The sequence below is a fragment of the Janthinobacterium rivuli genome (assembly GCF_009208735.1).
Lineage (GTDB): Bacteria > Pseudomonadota > Gammaproteobacteria > Burkholderiales > Burkholderiaceae_D > Janthinobacterium.
On the sequence record NZ_WFLJ01000006.1, the window covers coordinates 265152 to 277757 of the forward strand.

Sequence of the window (12606 nt, forward strand, 5' to 3'; positions counted from 1 at the left end):
GTGAATCGCTATCTCTTAAGCAGTCTGACCCTGACCCTGTTGGCTGCGTTTGCCCATGCCGCCGAACCCGCCTCCGCCGTGGCCGCACCGACCGTGGCGCCCAGTGTCACACCTTCCGCCGCTGGCGTCGTTTCCGGCATCGATGTGCAGTACATCGACCCTGCCGTGCGCGCGCAGGACGATTTCTTCACCCATTTGAACGGCAAGTGGCTGGCCACGACCGAGATTCCGGCCGACAAGTCGAGCTGGGGTTCGTTCGCCAAGCTGCGCGATGACACCACGCCACAGTTGCGCGGCATCATCGAAGCCACGCAACAAGATAAAAACAAGAAGGCCGGTTCCGAAGCGCAGAAAATCGCCGACCTGTACGCCAGCTACATGGATGAAGCCAAGCTCGAGTCGCTGGGTACGAAGCCGCTGGCCGGCGAGCTGAACCGCATCCGTTCGCTGCGCGACAAGAAGGGCGTGCCCGCCCTGATCGCCCACCTGAGCCAGACGGGCGTGTCGACCCCGTATGCCGTCTACGTGGGCCAGGATGCGCGCGCGTCGACCAAATATGCGGCGTACGTCAGCCAAAGCGGCCTGGGCATGCCGGACCGCGACTATTACCTGGAAGCCAAGCAGGCTGGCGTCAAGGAAAAATACCAGGCGCACGTGGAAAAAATGCTGGCCATGGCGGGCGACAAGAACGCCGCCGCCCGCGCCAAGGCCGTGGTCGCCCTGGAAACGGCCCTGGCCGAAGTGCAATGGACCAAGGTCGAGAACCGCGACCCGGTGAAACGCTACAACAAGACCGACCTCAGCAAACTGAACGACCTGACTCCCGGCTACGACCTGAAGTCCGGCCTGGCGGCCCTGGGCATCGCCAACAAGGTCGATTACGTCATCGTCAACCAGCCGAGCTACCTGGCCGGCTACAACAAGGTGCTCGCGTCTGCCGACCTGGATACCCTGAAAGCGTACTTCGAATGGCAGTTGCTGCGCAGCTATGCCAGCTACCTGTCGAAAAACTTCGTCGATGAAAGCTTTGCCTTCTATGGCACGGTGCTGAGCGGCGTGACGGAAAACCAGCCGCGCTGGAAGCGTGGCGTGGGCGCCGTCGAAGGCGTGCTGGGCGAAGCCGTCGGCAAACTGTATGTCGCGCAATATTTCCCCGCGGAGCGCAAGGCGCACATGCAGGAACTGGTGAAAAACGTGCTGGCCGCCTACAAGGACAGCATCGACACCCTGGACTGGATGAGCCCGGAAACCAAGAAGGAAGCGCAAGCCAAGCTGGCCAAGTTCACGCCGAAGATCGCGTATCCGAACAAATGGCGCGATTACACGAAGCTGCAAATCGTCCAGGGCGACCTGGTGGGCAACATGATGCGTGCCGCCAACTTCGGCTCCGCCCGCCAGGTGGCCAAGCTGGGCAAACCGATCGACCGCGAAGAGTGGGGCATGACGCCGCAGACGGTGAACGCCTATTACAGCTCGACGATGAATGAAATCGTCTTCCCCGCGTCCATCCTGCAGCCGCCGTTCTTCGACGCCAACGCGGACGACGCCGTCAACTATGGCGCCATCGGCGCCGTCATCGGCCATGAAATCAGCCACGGCTTCGACGACAAGGGCAGCCAGTCCGATGGAGACGGCAACCTGCGCGACTGGTGGACTCCGGCCGACCGCAAGAATTTCGCGGCCAAGGCCGATGCGCTGACCAAGCAATACGATGGCTACAGCCCCTTGCCTGGCTACCACGTCAATGGCGCCCTGACCCTGGGCGAAAACATCGCCGACAACTCGGGCGTGGCGATCGCCTATAAAGCCTATAAAATCTCGCTGGGCGGCAAGCCGGCCCCGGTGCTGGACGGCTTGACGGGCGACCAGCGCTTCTACATGGGCTTTGGCCAGGTGTGGCGCAGCAAGATGCGCGAAGCGCAGCAGATCGTGCAGATCAAGACCGATCCGCATTCGCCGGGCCAGTACCGCGCGAATGGCACCATGGTCAACCAGCCTGGCTTCTATGAAGCGTTTGGCGTGAAACCGGGCGACAAGATGTATGTGGCGCCGGAAAACCGCGTCATCATCTGGTAAGCCCTGTCGTGATGAAAACGTAATCCTGTAGCAACAAAAGAGACCACCTTGCGTGGTCTTTTTTGCATTCTGGCCAAAGTTCTTTCTGTCATTTCGGCCGGTATGCTACAGTCAAAAACCGGGCCAGAAGCCTTGGGCCTTCTGACCCTTATATTCCACACAATACAATATAGAGGACAACCGTGAATCGTTATTTGTTAAGTGCATTGACCCTGAGTTTGCTGGCCGGCGTGTCCGGTATGGCTGGCGCCGCTGATACGGCCAAGAAAGCCGCCGCCGCTCCCGCCACGGCCGTCGCCGGCGCGGCGCTGACCTCCGGCATCGCCATCGAATACGTCGACCCTGCCGTGCGCGCGCAAGACGATCTGTTCCAGCACCTGAATGGCAAATGGCTGGCGGAAACGGTGATTCCTGCCGACAAGTCGAGCTGGGGCAGCTTCGCCAAGCTGGCCGACGATACGCAAACGCAGTTGCGCGGCATCGTCGAAGGCGCGGCGGCCGACAAGGCCCGCGCGGCCGGCTCGAATGCGCAGAAGATCGGTGATTTCTACAACAGCTTCATGGATGAAGCCAAGCTGGAAAGCCTGGGCCTGACCCCCTTGAACGCGGAGCTGGCGAAGATCGCCGCGCTGCAGGACAAGGCCGAGTTGCCGGGCGTGATCGCCCACTTCAGCAAGCTGGGCGTGACCTCGCCGTACGACTTCGGCATCCACCAGGACGCCAAGGATTCCACCAAATACGTGGCCGACATCGTGCAAAGCGGCCTGGGCTTGCCTGACCGCGATTACTACCTGGAAGCAGGCAAGGCCGACACGCGCGCCAAATACCTGGCCCACGTGGAAAAAATGCTCAGCCTGGCCGGCGACGCGAATGCTGCTGCCAACGCCAAGGCTATCCTCGCGCTGGAAACGGAACTGGCCAAGGCGCAATGGAGCAATGTGCAGAACCGCGACCCCGTCAAGACCTACAACAAGGTGGAGCTGGCGAAACTGGACGCCGTGGCGCCAGGCTATGACTGGGCCCGCTACCTGAAGGATACGGGCATCGCCGGCAAGGTCAATTATGTGATCGTCAGCCAGCCCAGCTACCTGAAAGGCTTTGCCGAGATCGCCAACAAGACGCCGCTGGAGACGTGGAAAGCGTATTTCCAGTGGCACTTGCTGCACGCTAACGCCGGCTACCTGCCGAAAGCGTATGTCGATGAAAACTTCGCCTTTTATGGCACCACCCTGACGGGCGTGACGGAAATGCGTCCGCGCTGGAAACGCGGCGTGGGCGCCGTCGAAGGCGCGCTGGGCGAAGCCGTGGGCCAGCTGTACGTCGAGCAATACTTCCCGGCCGAGCGCAAGGTGCGCATGGAAGCGCTGGTGAAAAACCTGATGACGGCCTACAAGCAAAGCATCGACAAGCTCGACTGGATGAGCCCTGCCACCAAGAAACAGGCGCAAATTAAACTGGCCAAGTTCACCACCAAGATCGGCTATCCGAACAAATGGCGCGATTACTCGGGCCTGACGGTGGCGCCGGACGACTTGATCGGCAACATCCAGCGTTCGCACCTGCTCAACTACAACCGCGAGTTGAACAAGCTGGGCCAGCCTATCGACCGCGACGAGTGGGGCATGACGCCGCAGACCGTGAACGCCTATTACAACCCGGAACTGAACGAAATCGTCTTCCCGGCCGCCATCCTGCAAGCGCCGTTCTTCGACGCCAACGCGGACGACGCCGTCAATTATGGCGCCATCGGCGGCGTGATTGGCCATGAAATCAGCCACGGCTTCGACGACCAGGGCGCCCAGTACGACGGCGATGGCAACCTGCGCGACTGGTGGACCAAGGCCGACCATAAAAACTTCGCCAAGAAAACCAAGCAGCTGGTGGCGCAGTACAACAGCTTCAGCCCCGTTCCTGGCCACTTCGTCAACGGCGAGCTGACTCTGGGCGAGAACATCGCCGACAACTCCGGCGTGGCGATCGCGTACAAGGCGTACAAATTGTCGCTGAACGGCAAGAAAGCCCCCGTCATCGACGGTTTCACGGGCGAGCAGCGTTTCTACGCGGGCTTTGCCCAGGTCTGGCGCATGAAGATGCGCGAAGCGCAGCAACTGGTCTTGCTGAAAACGGACCCGCACTCGCCAGGCCAGTTCCGCGCCAACGGCACCATGCGCAACCAGCCCGGCTTCTACCAGGCGTTTGACGTGAAACCGGGCGACAAGATGTACCTGCCACCGAAAGACCGCGTCATCATGTGGTAAGACGGTTGTTGACAGCGTAAGTTGCCGCCGCCCCGCGCAAGCCGGGCGGCTTTTTTACGTCGCATGATCTGGCGCAAACTCCGGGCGAAAAAAAACCGCCCATGCGGGCGGTTCCTGGAGACGGGTGCTGCGCTGCTTACTTGGCAGGTTCCGCGGCCGGTGCGGCGGCGCCGTCAGCGGCAGCGGCCGGTGCCGGCACTTCCGGTTCCTTGAACTTGCCGCCCGACGCGTTGGCGATGTAGACGACGGCGCGCGCCACTTCCACATCGTCGAGGTCGGGATTGCCGCCCTTGGCCGGCATCGCGCGCAAGCCTTCGATCGCGTGTTTCAGGACCGTATCGTAGCCCTGGGCCAGGCGGGCCGACCAGCTGCCCGCGTCGCCAAATTTCGGTGCACCGGCCACGCCGGCGCCATGGCAAGCCACGCAGGTGGCCGTGTAGACGGCTTCGCCGCTTTGCAGCACTTTCGGACCGCTGGCATCCTTGAAGGTAAAGCCGGCGTTGGCGACGGGGCTCAGGCGCTCGGCGATGGCTTCCGGCGACTGGCTGTCCGTACCGGCGCCCGTCAGTTTTTGCGCCGTGACGAACTGCACCAGCAAGATGATGCCGATGACGGTGACGAGGAAGAAGCCCGCTACGGCGGCAAGCAATTGTTTAGGCGTTTTGATCGCTGATTGTTGTTCGTTATGTGCGTCGCTCATGATGTCCTTAGTCCAGATTTGAAACTGATGGCCGTGTAAGGTAGCATTTTTACATGCTTGTATGTAAACCTTTATGAAACCCACAATTATAGGCACAAAAATTGAGCAGTGACATGCAATTGCCAGCGATACGACAGTTTCCGTAGACGTAGGTAAAGAAAAACGGTATCCTTCGCATCACTTCAGAAATTCCCCCTACGCGGCTGTAGCTCAGTGGATAGAGTATTGGCCTCCGAAGCCAAGGGTCGTGGGTTCGATCCCCGCCAGCCGCACCAGATTTCCTCTATACAAATCAAGTATTTAGCCATTGCATTTGTTTGCGATGTAATGCGTTATTTTGCATTTTTTGGCACACTCACTGTGCCAAAATTGTGCCACTGATTTTCACTTAGTAGTTGACCTACCGCGTCAGTCAGCCTCTCGTCGAGTTGTCAGCACTATCTTTTGCTTCTTTCCCCTTTTTTATTTCGTTCATGACAAGCGCTTGACTATAGATGGTCGAAACTACCAAAGCGGCATCTAAGTCATACAGCAGCTTCCCAATCATTTCCTCTTCAGTTTTGCTTAACGCTTCCTCTTTCAGGTAACGCTTCAGATGCGGCTTTACCTTTATCAATCTTGCCCAGCTGATATTGCTCTTTGGAGGATCTTCCAACTCTTCTCGCGCACTAGGCCATGGATCGGCACCTGGCGGGCAGACGTTGCCTGCATCTAATGATGTGATTCCGCACATCAACCAGAACGCGTACTGCGGCCACTCTTTCGCCACCGCTTCTAGCATCTCACTAGTAGGCCTTTGCTTGCCTAGGTAAGCCTTTTGCCAGCTATGCGTCGAAATACCTGAAATCTCTTCCAGTTCTTTCCATCTTTGATTTTTACTTGTCTCATAGTCAATTATTGCTTGGAAACGTTCAACTAGCGTCGTCTCGGCCGCATCAGAAAAATTGCCTAAAATTTTACGCAGATTGTCATTCATAGCTTGACTTTTCCGTATGGAAAGATAATATGTCGCATCAAGTAAGATATATTATCTAATCTAAACCGATGCACGATCATTGATGGTCTGATGTGTCTCAGGAACTAATTATGGGCGACGTTGCGGTGTTTGACCATCCTTCAGGTGTGGGATCGGACGAATTATTAACGGTGGAGATTTTGGCGAAGCTTATACATAAGTCTTCAGCAAGCGTTCGTAGTGATGCTTCACGCAACCCTCGTGCTCTTCCTCCTATCTGTCGCTTGCCTGGTAACAAGCGTTTAACGGCACAGAATTTGACAGCACAAAGGTATATGTCGAGACGGAGCTGGACAGTAGCAAAGACACCGCAATGGGCACCGCGTGCGCTGAATATGGACTGGGTAAATCAGAGGAATACCAGAAGTACAAGCACCTTGTAGACGCGCTTCCTTTTATGGCCATCGCTGAGATGGAGATTGTCACGAACGGGCAAAAGCAAAAGACCATTATTCATTCACTGAAACCAATCGAACCAGCGAAGGTATCTGGCCAAGGCACGAAAAATGTGGCCGCATAAAGTTGAAGTCAAATTCATCGTCCAGGACAAAGAATCATCTTTGTATTTAATGCCGTGCAAAGGGGATGTGGGCTTCACTCCCTGGGCGCATGAGGCAGGACGTTTTGATGGCTTTGCTGAAGCGGCTGACACGGCCGCATTGAATTGTCACGAAGGGTATTTCGTGACCGAAGTTTTGCAATAGGAGATGGTAATGGCACAGCTTGGCACTGTTCAGACGGTTGTCGTTTGCATTTCCGGTAGTTCCGGAACGCAAGGGTCATGCCCTAGCGCTCAGGTGCAGAGCGTTACGCAAGCTTATTTAATTGCTCCTTCTGAATCCGTCCGTTTTGACTTGATGGCGGAGCCGTTTGATGTATTGCAAGCGGGTGCCTTTTTCGGTTTCTCCTTTGCCTCCACGATGTTCGTTTGGCTGTTTGCTTTGGGCATCGGCCGCATCATCAATATGGTGAAAACAGCATGATCGCTTTACCGCGCCGGGGCGGTTTCCCGGAGCTTCTATTGAAAGGTAATACCCATGAACATTCGTTCGAAAAAGCTGCTGGCCACGTCCGCAGCAATCGTTGCTGTATCCGTGTCCGGTGTCGCTGTAGCTGCGGCGCCAACTACTGTCGCAGAACTGGCGACCGCAGTGTCCTTTGCCGACGTAGCGCTGGCGATTCTGGCTGTTTCGGGCACACTGATTACGCTGTTCGTTACCTGGAAGGGCGCTAAATTTGTCCTGCGCGCGGTCAAGGGCGGCTAACTTTTGAACGGGGCTTCGGCCCCGTTTTTCATTGGAGGATGGGCTATGCCTGTCGAGTTCTGGTACTTGGTTTTCTTTGTGTGGGGAATGGTATGTGCGGCGCTTACTATAAAAGGTTTGTCAGCGTAATTTGTGTGTATGTGTGCCTCTGTTTCGTGTCGCTACAGGCGTTAGCGGCTACCGCTCCAGCTTATAACGGCAAGATGAATAATGCGGTTGGAGGTGTCATACAAGCCAAGGTGAAAAAATGGGGCTTCGCCGCGAACGATCCGCGAGTAACGGCCACTTTCGCTGGTGTCGGAACTGGCCTAACAACCGTGGCAGTGGGGGTTGCTGGTGGGGCAGTTGCTGCAGTGGGCTGGCCCGCGCTTCTGGTTGCCGCTGGTGTCGCAGGAGTTGTAACAGGGTCGATCACTCTTGCTTTCGATTCCCTGTATAAATGGCTTTTCAACCCGGACGGAACTATCACTACGTCAGGTGGTGGGGGAAACGGTACGCTGGTGAAAGGGGGGCAATATGTATCGGGGACTGTTTCTAGCCTTCACTATCCTGCGCCTCACACAAGAATGCAGGCGGAGGACAACTGGCAACGATCGTGTAAGCCATACGACCAATGCGCTGGAACGTCGTTACAAGCGCAGCCTATCATCCAGGGCACTGAAAACGGTGGTTTTCCTATTACTATTTACCCTTACAACGTAATGCACAATGGAAGGATATACACAAATTTCTCAATGATCCTTCATGCAAATGGTGCCTCAACAAATTGTAACGATGGCATGCTAGCGGACAAGGGAGTTTGCTTCGCACTTCAATCAGCTTCGTCAGAGAGCGTGAGTAATGCGAAGCCATCTACGGCGGTAGAAAATATTCCTGCTTCGGAACTTAACAAAGCTGTTTCAGATCAGTTCCTGGCAGCTGCAGCTAACACGATCTGGAAAGCGGCTCCGAACAATGGTGGGCTTCCTTGGACTCCTAGCGATCCAGTCACACCAGCAGATGTCGCGGTATGGCGTGCCGAAAATCCTACGATGGTTCCAACTGTTAGCGATGCAATTGCCCCGGTGTCCAACACCAACGCAGTTGTTGTCAATCCTGGCGGTGCTGCTCAGCCTGCCGAAGGTCCGACTACTACACCGGGATCTGGAACTGCGGTAGATCTAGGGCCAAACCCTAATACACCAGCACCAACCCTAGAGACAATTCCAACAGCGCAGCAGATTCTAGGGCCGCTGCTTGGGTTGATGCCAGATTTAAAAGCTTTTTCAGTCCCCTCACATTCCGGCTTATGTCCTAGCCCTTCCTTCGTCGCTTTTGGGGCGACATATGCTCTCAACAGTCATTGTGCTTTGCTTGAGAGCAATCGCCAACTGATCGAAGCGGCGATGTTGCTTTGCTGGACGTTGGCTTCCGTCTTCATTGTGTTAAGGGCCTAAACATGTTTGGAATTGTTCTCTCTGCGCTTTTTAGCGCGCTAGCCTTCTTGCTGCGGTCGGTACTCGTTAAATTTGCTGCCTTCTTCGCGCTCTTTTTCATCACTACGGAGTTCATGCAACTCGTGATTCCGATGCTACCTGGTGCAACCTCGTTGACTTCTGCATTTTCGTTACAGGCCCCAGGTATCTGGTTTTTTCTGGACATGTTCAAGGTGAACTTCGGTGTTTCTGCTTGCTTATCTGCATATGTCACTCGATTCATCATTCGTCGTATCCCTGTGATTGGATAATCAATGCATCCTTACATTCCGATTTACCGTATGTCGCTTGACGACCTCCTTTCCTCTATGTTCGCGGCGTTGCCGTTTGATGAATGGCTGATACAGCTACTGATCATCGCGATCGGCTTCTGTGTTGTCTGGGTGTGGCGCAAGTTGGGACATCGCCATGGCGATTAACGCGTTCGGCGGCGGCGTTGGTACCGGTAAGACCTATGGCGTGATGGAACACGTTATGCTGCCCGCAGTGGCCGCTGGCCGCTTCATCATCACTAACATCGAAGGCCTGAACGAGCAGGCCATCTACGACTACGTGGCGAAACACTGCTACAAAGGCAAGATCATCTGCATCGGGCATATCTTGTCACGCTGCTGTTCCAAATGAGGGAGACGGATTTGATTTCCAGTCAATCGAGGTGAGTACTGCGATTTCCTTATACCTAAAAGAGATCAGCAAGCAGCCTTACATGCTCTGCAACGATGTGTTGGCGGATACACGCAAGGTACGATCTGGTAAGACCGCGCGCTTTGTCTCCGGTTCTCAGGTGTCCATCTTGGGAGCGATTGTGAGCAATCAAAATGGGTCTACCCAGCAATCTTTTGATCGAGTCGAGTCTGGTACTATCCTTGAGATTTCACCTACCGTCCGCGAGGGGGCCATTGATCTTGAGCTGTTTCAACAGGTGTCCTCTTTTTTGAATGTTGGCGGATCTAGTCAACCTACCTTGAACAAAAGGGAGTTGCGTACGTCCTTAACTGCCAGGGATGGAGAGGTAGTAGTCATTGCTGGGTTGGAGGATTCTAAGCAAGACAGCTCAAGCTCCGGTTTGCCATTTTTACCTTTCGCGCTGGCTAAGAGCCGTACCACCAGTAAGTCTCAACTTGTCCTCGTACTGGAGGTCACAAAAGTAGGGGCCACAATACTTGCGAACTAGTCTGGTGATACATTTTATTGATGCTGAAAGACAACGTATGGCTCTTGAAAGACAAAACTTGAGGTTTATTTGTCTTCAGTGAGACAAGCAAAAATCAGTTAAAAGACAAAAAATATCCCTTTTTTGTCTTTCGATTGATTTTCACCGGACTAGCACTGAATTTTCGCGGAGGCGAAAAAACGTCATGCGCATCACTGACAGGCTGGCCTGGAAAAATTAGAGGAGAAGTCGTGATGTTTGAACCTGTATTGAGCCGTATGCATAACCCGCCGCATCCGGGCGCAGTGCTTAAAGAGTACCTTGGCGACTTGACTCTGAAGGAAGCCGCCGCTGGCCTTCTCATCAGTCGTAGCACGTTGCAACGTATCGTAACCGGCGCTGCAAAAATATCACCCGACATGGCCTATCGTCTCAGTGCTGCGTTTGGCACAAGCCCTGAACTATGGGCAGGAATGCAGCTGCGATACGACCTCTATCTTGCAGGCAAAGTTCCACGTCGGAAGATTAAACGTTTCACTGCGTAGCTTGCTTTGCTAACTAGAGGCAGTAAAAATAGCGAGTTGGGGCCTAGGATGGTTGGAGCGAAGTAGAACCTTTTTTCTCTCGCTGGCATCTATGCGTTTTTGGTCGGCAATTTTCGCAAGCCACGGTTTCAGTCGCTTTTTAACTTTCGTTGCAAATTTGAGGTGTCTATAATGCGTAAACACTAATAGCTGTTGAAAATAAACTGTTGGTTCGTAATCGATGCGATAGTGCGACAGTAGGCTTAGCTGCCAAATTATTGAGTGTTCTGACGTTACACTGGGCGGGAAGTAACCTTTCCGCGTATAGTCGGACGTGATTTTTGTGAAGTAAGCTCACTTGCGTATTTTCGCATGAGTCCTTGATAATTTGTTTTTAGTTTGCTGGTGCGCTTTGAGATGCCTAAGGAATTTCAATAAATGGAATATTTAATTTAATTTTTGTTAAATTGTTCTCCTCTAAATTCTGCATGTTCTGGAAATAAAATGTTAAACAGTGAAGAAAAAACCCTTAATTTATACCCTATTGATTACCCATTTGAAACTTTGGTGGCAAGAATAAATTCCACGCCATCAAAGTTGATACTTGATCCAGATTTTCAAAGAAAATATAAATGGGATAAAATTGGTTGGGAGCGTGCATCAAAGTTTATTGAATCATGTCTAATGCGAATTCCTTTGCCTTCTTGCTATTTTGCAGAAGATGAATCTGGACGACATCTTGTTATAGATGGTGTCCAAAGGCTAACGACTATTATGAAGTTCCTTAATGATGAATTTGCTTTGGAGGGAATGACAACCTTTAGGGATTTGGAAGGGAAGAAATTTTCGGAAATTGGTAAATATGCAGCCGAATTAGAAGCTACTACAATTCGTTGTATTGTCCTAAGAAAAGAAAACCCAAAAAATCTAATCACTGAAATATTTTCAAGATTGAATCAAGGGGCTGTTCAGCTTTCTCCACAAGAAGTACGTCATGCGTTATTCCCAGGTAGCTTTGATAAATTATTGGATGAATTAGCAGAAAATCCTTTAATTGCAAATTTTGGTATGGCAGAAGATTCTTCTAGAAGAAAAGATAGCAGGGAATCTCAAGAGCAAGTTTTACGTTTCTTTGCTTTCTATCATGGTATGGAAAAGTACGAGGGGAATTTGAAAAATTTTCTAGATGACTATATGCAGGAAAATAAAGAGCTGGCTAAAAGGCAAATTTCTAAAATGCGCCATTTATTTAACTCTGCTCTTGAGAAGTGTATATCCGTATTTGGTGAAGATGATGTCTTTACAGATACAAATAAGTCTCGCTCTAAGCAAGGCCTGGTCTACTATGATTTATTGATGCCAACTGTAGGGACATTAAGTGATGAAATTATCGAGGAAAAATCTGAAGAAATTGCGGCCGCGTTTAAAAGTATATGTAGATCAGAACCTTTCAAACGAACTGTTTCCCAAGGGCTTCAAAAGCAATCTTCAATAGTTAGACGTAGAAAACTTTGGGATGATAGCTTGCAGGAAGTGATAAATGGCTAATAGCGCTGTTTGTGATAAATATATAGCTATGTATGAAGCTCTCAAAGGGATTATTGCCGAATCTCAGCAGCGTGTAGTATCAACGCCGCCAGATAATTTCTTCATAGATAATATGAATTTTTTTGTCAAAGCATATTTGATTAATATGTGTACGTACATGGAGTCTTACTTGCAGGAAATATGTTTGCAGCACAGTAAGAAAATTACAGATAGGGTTTTAAGCGCCAATATTCCGCACAATTTTTTGCATTGGAAATTTGCAACAAAAAAACATAAAGAAAAAGATTTTGAATTTTCACCAATAAATATAGTAATTGAGAAGCGTGAAATTTCTGATGAGCTTTCTGCAAATGTTTATAAGACGAGTGATGTATTTAGGAATTTAGGTATTGATTTGTCCACTTGTGCCGAGTATGTGGCTAAAAAAGATATAATAAAGATTATGGTAACGAAGAGAAATAATATCATTCATCATAACGACGGTGCTTCTGATGTGACCTTAAACGATCTTTTGAATAAAGTAGATGATTTTTTGGCTTATATGATTGGTATAGACACAATTGTTTTAAGTCAGTAATTAATATTTTAACGT

General features: G+C 51.9%; 15 protein-coding genes and 1 tRNA gene. 14 read left to right on the top strand and 2 right to left on the bottom strand.

Annotated elements, in window-relative coordinates; all coding sequences use genetic code 11:
- Both GCN78_RS10275 and GCN78_RS10280 read left to right on the top strand, forming a co-directional pair.
- Nucleotides 1-2076, top strand: a complete 2076-nt coding sequence (locus tag GCN78_RS10275) for a M13 family metallopeptidase (protein ID WP_152251612.1) — start codon at nt 1-3, stop codon at nt 2074-2076.
- A gap of 182 nt (nt 2077-2258) precedes the next feature.
- Nucleotides 2259-4334 carry a M13 family metallopeptidase gene (locus GCN78_RS10280; protein WP_152251613.1) on the top strand — a complete coding sequence of 692 codons (2076 nt, stop codon included), beginning with the start codon at nt 2259-2261 and terminating at the stop codon, nt 4332-4334.
- Nucleotides 4335-4470: 136 nt separating this feature from the next.
- Here the strand turns inward: GCN78_RS10280 and GCN78_RS10285 are convergent, their stop codons facing one another.
- The gene (locus GCN78_RS10285; protein WP_152251614.1) at nt 4471-5034 is read right to left on the bottom strand and encodes a c-type cytochrome; all 564 of its coding nucleotides are present in this window, start codon (nt 5032-5034) and stop codon (nt 4471-4473) included.
- A gap of 199 nt (nt 5035-5233) precedes the next feature.
- On the opposite strand from GCN78_RS10285, the gene GCN78_RS10290 reads away from it, so the two are divergent.
- Nucleotides 5234-5309, top strand: a tRNA-Arg gene (locus tag GCN78_RS10290).
- A gap of 137 nt (nt 5310-5446) precedes the next feature.
- Here GCN78_RS10290 and GCN78_RS10295 read toward each other — a convergent pair.
- A complete protein-coding gene (locus GCN78_RS10295) occupies nt 5447-6010 on the bottom strand; it encodes a hypothetical protein (protein ID WP_152251615.1) in 564 nt (187 codons plus the stop codon).
- A gap of 545 nt (nt 6011-6555) precedes the next feature.
- Here GCN78_RS10295 and GCN78_RS10305 point away from each other — a divergent pair.
- The 11 genes from GCN78_RS10305 to GCN78_RS10350 all read left to right on the top strand — a co-directional run bounded on the left by GCN78_RS10305 (nt 6556) and on the right by GCN78_RS10350 (nt 12591).
- Nucleotides 6556-6753 carry a hypothetical protein gene (locus GCN78_RS10305; RefSeq protein WP_152251616.1) on the top strand — a complete coding sequence of 66 codons (198 nt, stop codon included), beginning with the start codon at nt 6556-6558 and terminating at the stop codon, nt 6751-6753.
- Between the two features lie 9 nt (nt 6754-6762).
- Nucleotides 6763-7032, top strand: coding sequence for a hypothetical protein (locus GCN78_RS10310; RefSeq protein WP_152251617.1), 270 nt, complete (start codon nt 6763-6765; stop codon nt 7030-7032).
- 54 nt (nt 7033-7086) lie between these two features.
- Complete coding sequence (locus GCN78_RS10315; protein WP_152251618.1) at nt 7087-7314, top strand: hypothetical protein; 228 nt, start codon at nt 7087-7089, stop codon at nt 7312-7314.
- 92 nt (nt 7315-7406) lie between these two features.
- Nucleotides 7407-8750 (top strand): hypothetical protein, encoded by a 1344-nt coding sequence (locus tag GCN78_RS10320; protein ID WP_152251619.1) that lies wholly within the window; start codon nt 7407-7409, stop codon nt 8748-8750.
- Nucleotides 8751-8752: 2 nt separating this feature from the next.
- Nucleotides 8753-9040 carry a DUF2523 family protein gene (locus GCN78_RS10325; RefSeq protein WP_152251620.1) on the top strand — a complete coding sequence of 96 codons (288 nt, stop codon included), beginning with the start codon at nt 8753-8755 and terminating at the stop codon, nt 9038-9040.
- 3 nt (nt 9041-9043) lie between these two features.
- On the top strand, nt 9044-9208 hold the full coding sequence (locus tag GCN78_RS29280) for a hypothetical protein (protein ID WP_193316677.1): 165 nt from the start codon (nt 9044-9046) through the stop codon (nt 9206-9208).
- The gene (locus GCN78_RS10330; RefSeq protein ID WP_152251621.1) at nt 9198-9413 is read left to right on the top strand and encodes a zonular occludens toxin domain-containing protein; all 216 of its coding nucleotides are present in this window, start codon (nt 9198-9200) and stop codon (nt 9411-9413) included. Before GCN78_RS29280 ends, GCN78_RS10330 begins: the two co-directional genes overlap by 11 nt.
- Before the next feature lie 82 nt (nt 9414-9495).
- A complete protein-coding gene (locus GCN78_RS30025; protein ID WP_152251622.1) occupies nt 9496-9963 on the top strand; it encodes a type II secretion system protein GspD in 468 nt (155 codons plus the stop codon).
- A 248-nt stretch (nt 9964-10211) separates the two neighbouring features.
- Nucleotides 10212-10487 carry a HigA family addiction module antitoxin gene (locus tag GCN78_RS10340; RefSeq protein WP_152251663.1) on the top strand — a complete coding sequence of 92 codons (276 nt, stop codon included), beginning with the start codon at nt 10212-10214 and terminating at the stop codon, nt 10485-10487.
- Nucleotides 10488-10970: 483 nt separating this feature from the next.
- A complete protein-coding gene (locus GCN78_RS10345; RefSeq protein ID WP_152251623.1) occupies nt 10971-12014 on the top strand; it encodes a DUF262 domain-containing protein in 1044 nt (347 codons plus the stop codon).
- Nucleotides 12007-12591, top strand: coding sequence for a HEPN domain-containing protein (locus GCN78_RS10350; RefSeq protein WP_152251624.1), 585 nt, complete (start codon nt 12007-12009; stop codon nt 12589-12591). Before GCN78_RS10345 ends, GCN78_RS10350 begins: the two co-directional genes overlap by 8 nt.
- Nucleotides 12592-12606 lie beyond the last annotated feature (15 nt).